This window comes from Rhodanobacter sp. OK091 (assembly GCF_900142825.1).
Classification (GTDB): domain Bacteria; phylum Pseudomonadota; class Gammaproteobacteria; order Xanthomonadales; family Rhodanobacteraceae; genus Rhodanobacter.
Genome location: NZ_FRCH01000001.1, coordinates 161,925 through 177,294 on the forward strand (window position 1 = coordinate 161,925; position 15,370 = coordinate 177,294).

The following is a 15,370-nucleotide window of genomic DNA, read 5'->3' on the forward strand; positions in this document are numbered from 1 at the left end:
CGGTCTGCGGACCCGTCTGCTCGGTCTACAATCCACTGCCATCTATCACGGTAACGACAGCCGAATCCGGTCCACTCCAGGCCGGCGCTCCCTGATGTTTCAGTTGATGGGCGGCATCATCCCAAGTCAGCTCGGAGAGCGAGTATTTGCCCTGCTCGTAGCCGTAGGACTTCCCGTCATCTCTGAAGAGCGTAAAGCCGCCATCCGCGCCCGGATATACCTTTACCGACACGATTCGCTGCGCTTGCTGGGCGCTGCCATCGTCCTGCCCCAGCGGCACGATGCTTCCCGCTTTTACAAACAGCGGCAGCGTATCGATGGGCGCATCCACCTCGATCGTCTGCCCACCGTGCAGGCGCTGATTCGTCCAGTAGTTGTACCAATCGCAGCCTGCCGGCAGATACACGCTTCGACGGGTGGCGCCCTGCTCTGTAACCGGAGCGACCAGGAAAGCCGGCCCATACATGTATTCATCGGGGATATCCGCAACTTTTGGATCATCCGGAAAATCCATGAACAGCGCGCGCATGTACGGCGCGCCGGTCCGGTAGCTGCGATAGGCCACCGAATACGTGTACGGCAACAGCTGGTAGCGAAGCTTCAGGTATTTCGCCAGGATCGGTTCGGCTTGCTTGCCGTAGGACCATATTTCGTTGTGATTCCTTTCCCCGTGTGCACGCATCACCGGCTGAAACACGCCCCATTCAAACCAGCGTACGAACAGTTCGGGATAGTCCTCGTAGTTTCCGATCGTATCGCGCGCGTCGGAACCGTCGATCAAAGGCCTATGTGCCTCATGGTAGTCGGCTGGGATGATCGGCGAAAAAAAACCCGCGATATCGGTGTCCCAGTATGGCAAGCCCGTCGCGGTAAAGTTGAGCCCTGCCGGAATGGATCGCTTGAGCATGTCCCAGGTCGCGAAAATATCGCTCGACCAGAAGACGGTGCCGTTGCGTTGCGCGCCCAGATAAGCCGCGCGCGCGAGAATCATCACTCTTCGGCTATTGCCGAAATCACGCCGGAATCCTTCGTACACCGAAGCGGTATGAAACAACGGATACACGTTGTAGAAGCGTGTGCCCGAGCCGATCCAGAACACGTCCTTCGCCGGATCGATGTCCGGCTCCGTTTCATCGAGCCATACATAATCGAAGCCGTACGGCTTGATGTAGCGATCGCGGATTTCTTGCCAGAACCACTTTGCCGCAGCCGGATTCGTGGTGTCGATATTCGGCCCGATGATCGCCTTGAAGCCGCCCGGGTCCGGCACGCCATCCCGCGTATGCACCAGCCAGCCCTTGCTGGCGAGCATGTCATAGAACAGCGATTCCTTTGAGAAGTGCGGCCATACGCTCAGCAGCGTGTCCACACCCATCGCATGCAAGCGGCGGTTCATGGCGGCGGGATCCGGCCAGCGCGTCGGGTCCAGGTCCAGGTTTCCTTGCTTGGTCATGTTGAGAAAATCGACCACCATCACACCCAGCGGAAGATTTTTTCGGCGGTACTCGTCGGCAACGGCCTGGATCTGCGCCTGCGTCGAGTAGATCGCCTTGCTTTGGATATAACCGTAGGCCTTCCTGGGCAGCAGGTGGGTCACACCCGTCAGCAGGCGGTAGCCTTCGTAAATCTCGTCGGCGCTGTTTCCCGCGATGACGAAATAGGAGACGCGATCACCCACTTCCGATGACCAGACGTTCTGGTCATTGAGGCCGAGCTGTATGGTTGTTTTCGAAGGGTTGTCCCAAACCAGGCCATAGCCAAGGCTCGACATCATGAAGGGAACGCAGACGTTCTCGCCGCCCAGCGCGGAATAATCGTGCCAGCAACGGATCTCATGATCGCGCAGGTCCATCCATCCCTTCTGCTGCTGCCCGAGCCCAAAGTAGTGCTCGTCGGCAGGCGAATCGAACGTGGCGGCAACGCGAAAACCCCTTGCGCCAGCGTCCGCCTGCGCTACCTCCGGCTGTTCGGGTGCCATGGTCCACGTGCGCATGCGCAACAGCGTCTTGCCCTCGGCATTGGTGATCCTCAGCGCGTCGTTGAACGTACCTCGATCATTCCATCCTCCGAAGTACTTTTCGCGCAGTTGCTGGTTCAGCGCGTCCAGGGGCATGCGCTTCGGGAGTTCGTCACGCGTAAGGTCCCCGGACGCCACTCGCACGACCATCTTCGCCGAACGAAAAACGTCGTCGCCTGCCGCATCGCGCGTATGCGCCCATCCTTGGGCCGAGGGTTTAGCCTCAAACCCGTATCCAGGCGAACTCACCACAGCCGCCCGATCTACGCTCAGCGTTACCCGCAAGACGTTCGGCGCATACGGTTCGAGTGAAATGGTTCTTCCGTCCCGCTGCAGCACGAGAGGAGCATCCCGGGCGACCGCAGTGCCGTTCAGCGACACGCTCAAGAGCAACGCGCAGAGTCCGCCCGGGAGTAGTTTCCTCATCATGCAATATCCCACCCAATCATTCGGCCGATGCCGTTTTGAAAATCCATCACGCTTGAGCTTCGCACCGAGGTTTTACCTCCGATGTTCTTCCTTCTCTCGTGCCCCGTGGGAATGCCCTGAACTGTTGCTGTGCGCTTGAAATTGACCAGGGTGGGCTGACCGAACATGTCGGCACCCGGTCAGACGCGCACCGCTCGCGGTCGACCTGCGCCAGCGGCCGATCCTTCCGGTGTCGACGGCGCTGCCGCCGCCGTCTTCGGGTTCATGCTGCGGCGATGGCTTAGAGTGTGCAATTACGATATTGCCTAGAACGACTGACGTTTCTTCATTTGCACTCGCCGCAAATGCCCCTGTGAGGTGGCCCCATTCACTCGTGCTAGCCCCGGACAGGAAACCCGGAGTAGTCCGGGCGATGTTTGACTTGTCTTGGATCAGACGTGACGGAATGACTGCCGCACTTCCCGGCAACCACATGGGCGGATGACATGGGCACTCCACACGGCGTACACCGCTTTGCTCTGCTGTTCAATGCGAACAAGGTCTACGATCGCCAGATCATCACTGGGGCCGGTACCTACCTGACTTCGACCCGGGGGAATCCGATGGTGTGTAGCGCCCGCGGTGTCTGCACGCGGAGCTCAAAAGCGGCAATTCGCGACCGGCAGTTATGGGTCGGAAGCAGACCCCGTCCTACCCTCGATAACAGCGGCTAATCGCCCTGCCCTGGGTCCGAAATCGGCCAGAAGCGGACGATCAACGCTGAAGTTAAGCGGCGGCGAAGCCGTCCGCCTTGAACAAATGGTTAGGTGCCTTCCGGTGCCTGCGCGATAACAGGTTGGGAGGCCCTGAACTCCGGTGTGGCCTGATGATGCCATGGGAACAGACCGGACCGAGACGGCCAAACAATCTGGTAGAGCGGAAAGTCATTGCCTTGGTAATACCACTGGCAATAACCAACGTGCTCGTAGTACTCAGTGAGAGGAACCTCAGCGAAACAGCACTGGTAGTTGTTGAGCAGCGCGTCGGTTGGCTGAGTGAGGTCTAGCGGCGCGCCAGACTTTGCTGCGTCAGCGGCAATGGCAAGGATCTGATGGGCCACCTGGGACGGTAGGCCAAAGATGATGAGCTCAGGATGCCCGTAGCTTTGGAACAGCCCCACAGTAAACGAGTATGCGACCTGCTCATCCTCGGCGACAATGTTGATGCAATGCCACCCGAAGTTAGCAATGTCATCAATGACCTTTTGCTCGCTTTTGTCTTCGCCGATCGTGCGAACCATGCAGTGGCACCTAACTACCTGATATACGGACCCGTGGGCCCAGTTATGCATCCCCGATCACGTTCGGTAGTTCCGACGCAAAGCCGTGATTCACTTAGAGCTTATCTGCGCTGGGTCCGGCTAACAACCGGACGTATAACCGGATCCAGCGCGCCGGCTTTGTCGCGGCATATCGAGTGCCATGCAATGTCTGCCACGGGTCGGTAGCGGGCGCCCTACCCTCACTATCCTCCAGCATGAGACGCGGGTTTTGTCATGCGGTAGATGGCTGAAGGTGGCGCGGACGGCGTGACTAGCATCACCTTGGCGTCGAACTGGTTCTTTCCGTTGATCACCAAAGTTTGAGTGAACTGGTTGAACTGATCGACCAACTTTTGAGTGCTTAACCGTGGACTGTAGACGCCTGTCGTTTGCCCCTGCTGGGAGGCCTGCCCAGCGATGGTCAGCAAGGAAAGCCCTTCGGACTTGTCACCACCCAACGGAAACTCGAATACTTCTTCTACTCCGTAGCCGTCCCGCATGCCGACGCGGTAGAGGGTGATTGTCCTGGCGCCGTTTTCCCGGCCAGTGAATGCGTAGGTCCGCCAGTGTGGACCGTCGCTAACCTCGCAGAACTCCGTTCCTCCGGCAGCCCCCTGCCTAGCAAGAGCATCCACGTCGACATTGCTCATGTCGCGCCCGTGATCCAGTTTGTAGGTTTTGATCATCACAACGGGTCTACTGCCCGCACCAGCGTCGCCACCTATCTCGTAAACGACGACGTGAGCGCCAGTTGCATCTCCCAGCTCCCGGAAGAGTTTCCACGAGTCCGGCACTCGGTAGCTAATCGGTGAATCGCCAACCGCCAGCGCACTACTCCAGCCAACGAAGAACACCAGGGCCAATAAAAGCGTTGCGCTCGTGCGCGTGATGACTTTCCAAAGCCGCATAAACATCCTTCGGTTTGTAGCTGTCTTCGACAGAATCATGGGGACGTCCAGGCCCCGGGCGGGGCGTCGAGGCTAAACATGTTCAATGTACAGGGCTTCACCTGGGTGATGCTCACTGATCGACTTTACGGCACCTGGCACTGCCTCGTGGCCATTGGGAAAAAGAGGTCAAGTTCATTGAAACCGTCGACCTCACGCTGCCTGAATCACAAATTCGCTGGCCGTGGCGACAGGCTGCACGTTACGTGGTGTGCGGCGCATCTCCACCAGCCCATAGCGCTCCATCGTCTTGAGCGTACGCGAGAGATTGCTGGGCGCACGCCCGGTGAACTCCGCGAGCTGGCTCAACGATTCGGGCTTCTGTTCCCTGATCACCCGCAGCAACGCGCGGTTGTCGTCGGACAACACTTCGGCCAGCGAACGCATGGAGGTGAACCAGACTTTCGGCTCGTTGGGGCGTGGCTGATGGTCGCCACGGGCAATGGCCAACGCCCGGGCACGTATGGCTTGCTGGGATGCGATGCCGATGACCAATTTTTTCATGACTTCGTTTTCTCGAGTACGCGGTCGACTTCGTTGAAGAAATCTTCGAGCAACTGCTGCGGGCTGGTGAATTCGTAGGGCACGCCCTTGTCGCGGACGTGACGATGGCGGTGGTCGTAGGCCAGACGCCGACCTGCATAAAGCTTGCGCTTCGGTGGCGTGACAGCATGCGCATTGTCGAAGCCGAGCAACCGCGTGCCGTAGCGATCATGCAATGTCAGCGCATAGCGTACGCCGTGAGGCACATGCTCATTCGCCTCTATACGCCACGCCTCGATCTTGATCCAGTAACCGTCGCCCTGGTCGTAGATCTCGCCGTTGAGCAACAGCAGCGTCTCCAGTCCTACGTCTTCCGTTGACATGACTATATATCATCCGATGATAACTTCAATGGAACCGGCTAGGCGTCGTGAGCGACGGATGACCGGGAAAACGAGGCCGAGTTCACTTCCGTGCCTTTACCAAGTGAACTCTGGCCCGTGTTTCCCGTTTCACCTGACCAGGATCAAGACGACCATCGCGCTGCTCGGGGAACATGCGATATCGCGACACCACAACGATATGCATGAAACGAGGTCATACGATGGAATTCCAGATCGCACTCACCGATGCCTGCCCCGGCCCCGACGTCATCCAGGACATCATGTTCGAAGTCGATCCGAGCGCGGTAGTCGATCTCGACATGAGTGGCCTGGTGATGCGGATATCCTCCTGCGTGACCGTGACGGACCTGATCGAGGTACTGCGGCGAACCGGCTGGACAGTGGCGCCGGAACAGGTGGCGCAGTTGCCGACCATATGTTGCGGTGGCTGCTCCGGATGAAGTGGATCTTGGCCGGCTGCCCTCCGGACCAAGGTCCATACGGCGTGGCGCTCCGCACGAAGAATGGTGTCAGGGAACATGAAAAGTGCACTCTGCCCCCTGTTTTGGATTTCTGTAACTGTTGACCAGAGTTCCCGCCGCGCAGTGACACCAGCGGCTGGTGAGCCAACTGCGAACCATCGCCCGGCGCTTTGCGGTCGCGCAGTGAGCGCCTAGCGTCCGTCGCTGCCTCAGCGCTTCCGAAGCAAAACCATACAAGATCTGATCTTACGGTTCATTCTTGGGCTTTCGGCCCGGTCACTTGATTTCTGGCAGCTGGATCAACTCCTCGGCTCCAAATCAACCAGAAGACAAGTCCAGCTAACGCGCCTGTGAGCGCCATCACCAATAAATCTTCAACACGTGGTTGGTTAGGTAGTCGGATGACGGTCGCCATCAAGGCACCAACTAGAAGGCCTATAAACAACGAGGACCACCATCGCACCAAGTTCTTTCTTCTCAAAAGAAAGTATGCCGGCACCCCAAAGAGTGCCATCAATCCACAAGAATAAACGTAGACGATCGCACCCATAACTACGAATATCCCGAGGTCCGCTGGTTTGGACGGCGGACTGATTGCAGTGCCGACGACCACGGGTACCAAGGGAGCGATCAAGAATCCTAAGACGGTGGTTATTCTACGTTTCATGGGCAATCCTAGTGCGTGCAGCCACATTGTTGTTTTGACTGGGCGATGATTTGGCTCATTTGGCCGCCCCAAATGTATTGGTTAGCGGCCCAGTTTGGCCCTATTCCGCCGCCGAGCGCGGACTGTGTCCAAGCATCGCCTTCACCATAGGTATGAGCCACGCCATCTGTAACCGTTCGGGCGACGTACCCAGGACCAAAGGCACTATTGGCCCCAGTGATGTTTACGACAATCGGGGCGCCCGTGTTCAGATCGCTTGTAAGGTAAGACGTCACGGGATTGTTCGGTGCGACAACGGGCACCGCGGCATTGTTGGGTGTCCCACCGGGAGTGGCGGGATTCGGATTCCCAGGCGTCGGATTGTTGATAAGGCCTTGCATGACGTCGTTTGGATCAGCACAGCCGATCGGGCGTGTGACGTCATATTTGTGATACCAAAAATCGTTCGGACCGAGACTTGCCGGAAAGGCGGACGGCGCAGGAAGTCGAAAGGCTGGCCCACCACCTGGATATGCGCACGTAACAAAGCCGCCACTTACTGAACAACCGAGCCCTGACGGGTCAATGTTGCTGAGTGGGTCGTTGTTGCCGTAGGCATAAGTACTGATCTGCCCACCAAACAACCCCATTGGATCGCTTTGCGGGAACCGTCCTGTTCCCGGCTCATAGTAACGGGCACCGTTGTACATCAACCCGGTTTCCACATCGTAGTACTGACCCGGATAACGCAAGTTGAGCACATAGCCCGTCGTTGAAGTCGGCGGCAGCTCCCCGAATGGATTGCCCTGATAGGCCCACGACCAGATCATCGTGCCCGCACTGTTGCTCACCGCCCGCGGCGTGCCCAACTCATCGGCAATCACATAGTTCACCGAGGTCACAGGTTGCCCATTTGATACGCTGAAAGTTCCTGCTGCCACAGGCACATCGCCGAGCCAAACGTAGAAGTTATCGTTGAGCACGCCTGACGTTGGCGGCAGATAGTCACCGATAAGATGGCCGGCTTCATCGTAAGCGAACAGTCGTGCGACTCCCCCTGCTGACTTGTACACCCGCTGCCCTAATGCGTTGTACAGGTAGCTGCCCACGGTAGTGCCTCCAAGCTGCGCGACCGTCATGCGATTACGACCGCTATACCCAAAACCGTAGGTACCGCTCGCGTCTGTCACCGCCGTAGTATTGGCATTCGCGTCAACCGTGCGCGCGGCATTTCCTGTGGCAATAAGCTGATGCGTTCCGGTGTTGTATTGGTATGTACCCGTGGCTGACCCGCTGCGGCTCTTGCTTAGGCGATCCCCAGTTTGGTTGTAGGTAAGGCTTTCTAGCACTGTACCGCTTGCTTCCGTGACGGCAGTCAGTCGACGCAGAGGGTCATAGCTATATGCCTCCGTCGCCGGGTTCGCCCCAGGGTTGCTGCCGATGGCCGTGATATCGCCGAGCGCGTCTCTGGCCACGTGCAGATTGAATGCCGAACTGGTCAAATCGGTGAGTCTGTAGTTTGCATCATAAGTGCGAGCCACTACTTGCCCGTTGCCCAAGGTATAGCTAGCCAATGGGCCGAACGGCAGCCAGGTCACGCTGCTCACCTGAACACCCCAATTGCTCGTAATCTGGTTAATCCGTCCGTCGGTGTCGTAAGCGTAGCTAACCGTCATGCCCGGCGGCACGGTGACGCTCGCGAGACGACCGGCGGCGGTGTAGGTGTAACTGATGGTGCCGCTCGTCCCATTCACGTTTTCGATCTTGGTGATAACGTGCCCTCGAGTGTCGTAGCAGTACGCTGTGGTGACGGTGTTTTCGAGGATGCGCGTGAGTCGACCGATCGGGTTACTGCTGTTGCAGAGGGTGATGCTGTTGGGATCGTCGTAGCTGTACGTAATGTTCTGAGTGCTATCTGGATAGCGGCTGGTGATGAGGCGATCCAAGGCGTCGTAGGTGTTGATGGCGACGACGCCCTTGGCATCCGTCTTCGTTAGGACGTTACCGGCGGCATCGAAGGTGCGACTTGTCGTGCCGGTATCCGGGCTATGCAGCGCCGTGCGGTTGCCCAGGCCGTCGTAGTCGTAGGTGGTGCTGAGGCCATCCGGATCACTGATGCCCTCCACGTGGTCGCGGGCATCGTAGGCGAACACGCTCTGGGTGTTCTTGGTGGCCGGGTCGGTGCCGTTGTAGTTGGCGATCGTGCTCTGCAGCCGATTCAGCGCATCGAAGCCCTGATGGCTCTGGATTCCCAGCGCGTCCGCGGACTGCACGAGGTTGCCGTTGGCGTCGTAGCTGCCGCTGGTGCCGGCGTTGAAGACGGTCTGGTTGAGGCCATCGACGAGTGCGGTGAGCTGGCCCAGCGTGTTGTAGGTCCGCGACAGGCTGTGCACCACGGTGCCGGAAGCCGTGCGGATCTGCTCGGCCGTCTTATTGCCCGCGGCATCCAGCGTGTAGTGGATGACGTTGCCCTGCGCATCGGTGATGTCGGTCAGGCGATGCGCGGCATCGTAGGTGTAGCTGGTCGTGATGCCGTCGGGATCGGTGATCGAGGCGATCGCACCGAACGGGGTATAGCTCAGGGTCGTGGTGGCGCCACCGACGCTGCGCGAGGCGAGCCAGCCGCGCGGGGTGTAGGTCAGATTCGTGACCACGCCGTTGGCGTCCTGGAGGCGGGTGACGCGGCCGGCGCCGTCGTATGTCAGAACAGCGGTGGTGTGGCCCAGGGCATCGGTCACCGACTGCAGGTCGCCGTGATGTGCGGTGCTGCTGTCGGTCAGGTAATACGCATAGGTGGTGACATCGGACACATCGGTGCGCGGACCGTCCACGGCAAGCAGCAAGCCCACGATCGGGCACTGGGTGGTATCGACGGCCGTACAGTAGCTGTAGGTCCAGCGGCGGACACCGGCCGGCGGCGTGCCGGTGGTGGCGCAGGTGTAACTACTGGCCTGGGCCGGATCGATCTCGCAACGTGCCAGCGGTTGGCCGAGGGTGTTGTAGACCCAGGAAGTTTTGGTGACCGCGTTGCCGCTGGCATCGAGCACCGTGCGCGTCAGTGGAACACGCAGCGTGGTGTCCCAGGTGGTGTTCGTCGTGCGCTGTGCGGTGCTTCCCGAGCCGTCGACCTGCTGATCCAGCAGACCGTTGGCGTCGTGAACCATCGTCGTGACGTTACCGTTGAAGTCGGTGGTCGACGCGGCATAGCCGTTGCTGTCGAACGTGGCCGCGGCGTTGGGTTGACCGCAGCCGGGGCCGCAAGGTGCGCTGACGGTGCTGGCGTGCATCGAGCCGTTAGGCACCACGAAACTGAAGGTCGCTTGTGCGCCGGTGGGATACGTCACCGATGTCGTGCTGTTGCTGTTGTAGACCACTTGGGTGAGGTCAACGCCGCCCGGCAAGGTCGACATCGTGGCTTGCCCAAGGCTGTTATAGCCAACGCTTGTGAGGCGGTTGCCCGACTCGTCGATGTCGCCAGTCAGCGCGTTGCGAAGGCTGGTACCGCCAGTGAGTGTGCTTTCGTTATAGACGTACTGGCGTGTCTTCGTATCGGGATACGTCACGGTGACCAGATTGCCGTTCGTGTCATAGGCATAACCAAGTACACCGCCATCGGGCTGTGTCGCGGTAGCCACGTTACCTTGTGCGTTGTAGGTGAAGCTGAGCGAACGCCCGCGTGGATCGGTCACCGTCAGCAACAGTCCGGCCGATGGCGCCATGCTCGTCGGTGTGGATGCCGTGCTGTAGGCCAAGGTGGTGACTTGGCCATGCGTGTCTGTGATCGAGAGCAGGTTGCCTTTCGCGTCGTAGGCTTCCTGATAGCGCGTTCTCGCATCGGCATACAGCCATCCGATGATCACCCCAGTTCCATTGGTTTGTGTAGTCAGGTGATCGGCGACATCAGGGTCCGTCGTCCATTGGCCATTCTGCAGAGTAAACACCACCTGCATGCCATCCGGTCGGAACACAGTCGCGATCGACGTGGTGCCGCTGCTCAGATACTCCAGGCTTCGATCGAAACTGTGCCGCCAATGAGCGCCGATGTGCGAAGTAGCCACGGCTGCATGACTGTTGTAGTAGCGATGGAAGCTCAGCGAGCCGAGATCGTTGTCCGCTTCGTCACGGTATTCGTTACCGGTACCTAGATTGATCGGATCGCCTGCGCAATGGCATGTGGGGCCATTGTTTTTGCCTGGAATATAGGGATAGGCCGTCCCATAAATACTGCCACCGCCACCGCATGTGCCCTGAAGGTAAAAACTGGCGAAATGCCCGGTCTGTGGGCCAGCACCATCGTATGAAGGAGCATATGAGCAGCCGGGGAATGCATATGCCCAATCCAGTTGATACTGTGCCCACCACTTAGCAAGCGCCGCTTCTACAGATTCCGAATATCCATCATTGTGATAGGCGTAGTCGTCGTGAAACGGAGCTCCGTAATAGCTAACTGTGCTCGACTGAAAGTTCGTGGCCGTTGTTGCCGCCGAAGGTGATAGAGGGACACCGACACCTACCGCGGTAGGCGTGCCATGCGAACTCGATGTTCTTGCCGGCCCCGGTTGTGGACTTCCATTTCCCGCGTGTTCGCCGGCAACCGATGCCGACCCGACACCACACACGCTAACGCACAACACCAGCAACACGCACCGAACGAAGTCCATTTGATTCCCCTGTGACGTGGATTGCTGTGTGGACGGAACGTCCTTTGCCATCGAAAGCTCATCCCGCGACAGGCGTTATAGCAAATCAGGGTGACGTCTGCTGCGACCTGTGTCGTATGGGTCTTCCTGCAGTACTTCGCGAGATCGCCATCTGCAGTCATTCCAGCTTAGGCCCGCGTCCTTCCGGGTATACCCAAAAAGCGATCTCATCGTCTATGAAGGGTCGCTTGGCCCAGGCGCTCATGGACGAGCCACCGGGTCAGCACCAGCAAGGCGATCAGCGCCGGAACGATGTTCAGCGATTACCGAAACCGTCAATCAGTCAGACCGGAATACGCGGTTATCCGCGCGCCCCGCCCTCGCCTGGCGTCGGCGGCACGTTCTCGCGCACCACGCCGGTCAAGACCAGGTAAGGTTGTTTGATGATATCAATGCGGGCCGAGAGGTTACCCCTGTGGGTAAGAACGCGACGAATGCGGGACTTGAATCAGGGAAGCCCACTGTCCTCAAGTCATGCACCATCGACCGCTGTTAGGCTCACGACATGAACAAGGGACAAACTTTCGTGGTGGATTTCGTCGTCAAGGGCGACTCCCCGGACGTAATGAAGATGGTTCTTGTCGAGGAGGGGGACTGGTCGGACATTGATGAGCGTCTGCGACGCCTCCAGCAGCGGATGTACGGGTGCATCGATGCAGCGATTGACGGTCAGCTGACCGAGCAATTTCCTGAAACCAAAGGAAAGAAGATCATCGTTTCAGTTGACTTCTACGATGCTCCTCAGAAGGAAGCCGCTGAGTTCTTCGACAGGTTCTCAAAACAAGTGCTCTTGATCCCGTCGTACAGCGCTGCGTTGAAGCAAAGCAAGTTCGTGAATGAAATCGCTTTTGAAGCGAATTTTGAAACACTGCCGATATAGGCCATCCATGGCCTGCCATCAGTCGTTGTCGTAGAAGTTCAGCGCGGTCGGTTTGTGTCCGAACACCGTCTCGGCGAACTTCGCGTACCCGATTTTAATTACCTCCGTTCCATCATAGGCCGCTCTGTTCCCCGTCTCCCGCTACTGATAGGTCGGAAGCTGCCGCACGATGTGTAACGTGCTGGCCATGGGCAAATGCGCGGGTAGTGCGTGGTAGGTGGCACGTTCCTCGCGCACGCCGGGTTTCGCTCCGTGCGATGGTCCCAGCCGCTGCGCATTCACGTCGCCGATGATGTCGCGCAGCTTCTGCGCATCGCGGACGATGGCATCACCCATGATCGACAGCGTGACGTCGGATAGCTCGGCGTGATCGCTGCAGGTCACCACATTGCCAAGGGCCCGCAGGCTGCTCAGCAGCAGGTTGATCTCGTCGAGCTGATCCAGGGTGACGCCGAAGAGGTAACGGTTGCCGGCCGCATCCATCACCGGCTCGGCGGCGTCCGGTTCCGCGGCTTCCGTGCAAGCCTCTGCTTGCGCGTCGGCCTCGCCTGCTGCCGCCCTTTCGCCACGCTCGGCCGGCCAGGAGAGTTCATTCAGCACCTGGGCGATCTGCTCCTCCAGCAGTTCCAGGCAGATCGCCACTTCGCCTGGACGAATCTCCGAGAACCACTCACTATCCTCGTCCGGCCTGCGCGGTCGCGCCAGATTGGTCAGGAACCCCACGTATTCGCGTAGCTGCTTCAGCCGCAGCTGGCTGTCCTCCGGCAGGAAATAGCCCATCGTTTCCAGATCATCCGAATCTAACGTCGACATGGTCGCCTCCTATTCCACGAAGTGCCCGTCCACGGCATGACGACGGACGGGGTGTCGGGAGGCTAGAAACCGCAGAGAGCCGGCGGGCGTATTCCCCTTGCGGGTGTTGTATTAGCCGCCCTCCCGACGCAGGAATCACGTCGGCTTGCACCTGCGAACAGGTACAAAAAACCCACCGGTTTGACGGAGGTGGGTACCGCTCTCTGCGGAGTTTCTAGGCTCCTTGAAATCGAGTCTGCTACGGCAGTGAAGGGGTGTCAAGAAAGCACAAGGGCTACGCCCTCGGGTAGCCTAACCCGCGAAAAATAATCGTCACCGTCTGCATGATTCAAAAAAACGAGAAACAAAGGGGGACCTACTTAACTGGGCTTCGAACGAGTACGACTTGGGTCTTTGGAATAGAGTCGTGCCAGCCCGCCTCGCCGAAGAAGGAAAGCCCATCAAACGGGATGAAGCGGCACAGCGTACGACCGACCACCTGACCAAATGACGGCTTGTCACCTTGCTGGCTAACCACCATTGTCCCGAGCACCAACTTTCCTGGCGTGCGCGCCCAGATGCCTTCGAAAAAACAGTAGTAGGCAAGCATCAACATTAGTCCGAGCATAAAGTCCGGGACCCTTCTGAGCGCAGCGACGCCAGCCTGGCCGAACAACAACCCAACCAACGCGCCGAACAGCGCCATCACTAATACCAGGCAGACATAGTCGATCAACCATGTTCCAAATCGGCGCCAATTGCCTGCCAGTTCGCGTCGCTGCTCTGCCACCGACTCGGTCAACGCGCTGTCGGGAGGCATATAAGGATTGAATTCGTTAGTCATTACGTTCCCTCTTCATGGATTTCATCGAACGGACTCAGATTAACTTCCATACATGCGATAAGCCAAAAAAGGAGACGGAGGTAATTACCGAATTTAATTAGCTCCGTCCCCTTATCTCGGTCCCGTTTCCGTGTTCTTCATCGGGTCGATGAGCTCAGGCTGATGCTCGTCAGGGAAGGGACAGGATGGCCATGCGACAGAGCGGGTGACCAGGTGGTGCTCATGAGAGCGGCGCGCTCTTTGGTGGTGAGTCGGACGCCGGCGGGATAGGAAATCTCGGCAGCTTCGGCTTTACCGCTGGCATCCAGCGCCAATACGAAGCAGACGAGCGTAGTGTGGGCGCGGTTGAACGGCTCACCGCCATAGAACCGGGGAAATTGCGAAGTGATATGGGGAGGCGTATCCGCCTCGGTACCCAGCACGTGGTCAGGTAGCTGCTTCTCGAAGTTGGACAGCAACGGCGCCTTATCGCACGAGAGAATCGGCCTGTCCCCCGCATGGACCGATAAGCAGCCAATGACGCCGAGTGTTGCAACAAGTAGTCGCTTCATCTTGTTTCCCCTATCAAGTGAATATCCAACAAGGACTAGGTAAGAGCCGGCCGCGATTTGACCGCCCTGCCCTTACCCGCTGGACGACCTGTTTTAATTAGCCACGCCACTTTAATGGCCCTTTAATGGAATATTCAGAGGCATCACCTTATCTCCAGGTCGACCGTATAGCTATTGGCTCGTGCTTTCTGAGCGTCGTTTAACTGATCCGTTAAGACGCAGATGCCGGTAAAATTATTTGACTGTGCTAAACACGTGATATGCCGAGAACGCCCCTGCATTAGCTCATTTAGAGCCACGGAATAGGCGGCCATGACCTTTTTACCCTTGATAAAATCAATCCCGACGCCGCCCAGCTCCCAGCGGCAGTTCGCCGATGAAAACCTGTCTAACAATATTTCACCTTCAAAATGTCCGCCAACCCTTTTTACTTGTTCCGCCTGTGAATAATGTCCAATATTTAAGTTGCCAGCGGGGAAATTAACTTTTGCGCATTTCAATGTTTCCATCTCCCATGCTGAGGATAAATTTACTTGTTCGACACCACCACCTCGGATAAATATACTAATATTTAGTGTCTTATGCGCGTCCTGATTTAGCTCAGGGGTTTCCCCGGAATTTTTTCCGCACCCACATATCGTGAGCATTAATGACATGTAAAAAATACATTTTAGCAAGGCAAATTTCATGACAAGCTCATTATGATCAGAAAGGAGGTTAGAGACATTTCACAAGAATGAAAATGTCTCTGACCCCTTTGTTTGTTCGCACACTCCGCAGCAATCTCGTACCCCGCATCCGCATGCCGCATCACGCCCGTCCCCGTATCGTTTCGATTTGAGCGCGCCCATTAGATCAAAGAAGCAGACATCAAAGGCTGTAAGAAAGCACTAGAAGACATTCCCTTTTTTGCCGT

14 protein-coding genes are annotated in these 15,370 nt (G+C 57.9%); 2 read left to right on the plus strand and 12 right to left on the minus strand.

Annotated features, from left to right (window positions below; all coding sequences use genetic code 11):
* Positions 1–25: 25 nt before the first annotated feature.
* From BUA26_RS00870 to BUA26_RS00895, 6 genes are all read right to left on the minus strand, one after another.
* Positions 26–2,446, minus strand: a complete 2,421-nt coding sequence (locus BUA26_RS00870; RefSeq protein WP_072757063.1) for a glycoside hydrolase family 31 protein — start codon at positions 2,444–2,446, stop codon at positions 26–28.
* A complete protein-coding gene (locus BUA26_RS20375; protein ID WP_178368510.1) occupies positions 2,443–2,613 on the minus strand; it encodes a hypothetical protein in 171 nt (56 codons plus the stop codon). Before BUA26_RS20375 ends, BUA26_RS00870 begins: the two co-directional genes overlap by 4 nt.
* A 635-nt stretch (positions 2,614–3,248) precedes the next feature.
* Positions 3,249–3,725, minus strand: coding sequence for a DUF4262 domain-containing protein (locus BUA26_RS00880; protein WP_072757066.1), 477 nt, complete (start codon positions 3,723–3,725; stop codon positions 3,249–3,251).
* Positions 3,726–3,949: 224 nt separating this feature from the next.
* The gene (locus BUA26_RS00885; RefSeq protein ID WP_143154132.1) at positions 3,950–4,693 is read right to left on the minus strand and encodes a hypothetical protein; all 744 of its coding nucleotides are present in this window, start codon (positions 4,691–4,693) and stop codon (positions 3,950–3,952) included.
* 153 nt (positions 4,694–4,846) lie between these two features.
* The gene (locus BUA26_RS00890) at positions 4,847–5,197 is read right to left on the minus strand and encodes an HVO_A0114 family putative DNA-binding protein (RefSeq protein WP_072757070.1); all 351 of its coding nucleotides are present in this window, start codon (positions 5,195–5,197) and stop codon (positions 4,847–4,849) included.
* On the minus strand, positions 5,194–5,559 hold the full coding sequence (locus BUA26_RS00895) for a toxin-antitoxin system TumE family protein (RefSeq protein ID WP_072757072.1): 366 nt from the start codon (positions 5,557–5,559) through the stop codon (positions 5,194–5,196). Before BUA26_RS00895 ends, BUA26_RS00890 begins: the two co-directional genes overlap by 4 nt.
* Before the next feature lie 203 nt (positions 5,560–5,762).
* On the opposite strand from BUA26_RS00895, the gene BUA26_RS00900 reads away from it, so the two are divergent.
* Positions 5,763–6,020, plus strand: coding sequence for a hypothetical protein (locus BUA26_RS00900; RefSeq protein ID WP_255368108.1), 258 nt, complete (start codon positions 5,763–5,765; stop codon positions 6,018–6,020).
* Positions 6,021–6,294: 274 nt separating this feature from the next.
* On the opposite strand, the gene BUA26_RS19960 is transcribed toward BUA26_RS00900, so the two are convergent.
* Entirely contained in the window at positions 6,295–6,591 is a 297-nt protein-coding gene (locus BUA26_RS19960; RefSeq protein WP_143154133.1) for a hypothetical protein, read from the minus strand.
* Between the two features lie 125 nt (positions 6,592–6,716).
* The gene (locus tag BUA26_RS19610) at positions 6,717–11,399 is read right to left on the minus strand and encodes an RHS repeat-associated core domain-containing protein (protein ID WP_083572825.1); all 4,683 of its coding nucleotides are present in this window, start codon (positions 11,397–11,399) and stop codon (positions 6,717–6,719) included.
* Between the two features lie 493 nt (positions 11,400–11,892).
* Between BUA26_RS19610 and BUA26_RS00920 the strand changes: the two genes are divergently transcribed.
* Positions 11,893–12,267, plus strand: a complete 375-nt coding sequence (locus tag BUA26_RS00920; RefSeq protein WP_072757077.1) for a DUF6572 domain-containing protein — start codon at positions 11,893–11,895, stop codon at positions 12,265–12,267.
* Between the two features lie 141 nt (positions 12,268–12,408).
* Here the strand turns inward: BUA26_RS00920 and BUA26_RS00925 are convergent, their stop codons facing one another.
* The 4 genes from BUA26_RS00925 to BUA26_RS19965 all read right to left on the minus strand — a co-directional run bounded on the left by BUA26_RS00925 (position 12,409) and on the right by BUA26_RS19965 (position 15,143).
* Positions 12,409–13,080, minus strand: coding sequence for an XAC0095 family protein (locus tag BUA26_RS00925; RefSeq protein WP_072757079.1), 672 nt, complete (start codon positions 13,078–13,080; stop codon positions 12,409–12,411).
* 355 nt (positions 13,081–13,435) lie between these two features.
* On the minus strand, positions 13,436–13,903 hold the full coding sequence (locus tag BUA26_RS00930) for an RDD family protein (protein WP_083572826.1): 468 nt from the start codon (positions 13,901–13,903) through the stop codon (positions 13,436–13,438).
* A 137-nt stretch (positions 13,904–14,040) separates the two neighbouring features.
* Entirely contained in the window at positions 14,041–14,454 is a 414-nt protein-coding gene (locus BUA26_RS00935; RefSeq protein WP_072757081.1) for a hypothetical protein, read from the minus strand.
* 143 nt (positions 14,455–14,597) lie between these two features.
* Positions 14,598–15,143 carry a hypothetical protein gene (locus BUA26_RS19965; RefSeq protein ID WP_143154134.1) on the minus strand — a complete coding sequence of 182 codons (546 nt, stop codon included), beginning with the start codon at positions 15,141–15,143 and terminating at the stop codon, positions 14,598–14,600.
* Between the last annotated feature and the right edge of the window lie 227 nt (positions 15,144–15,370).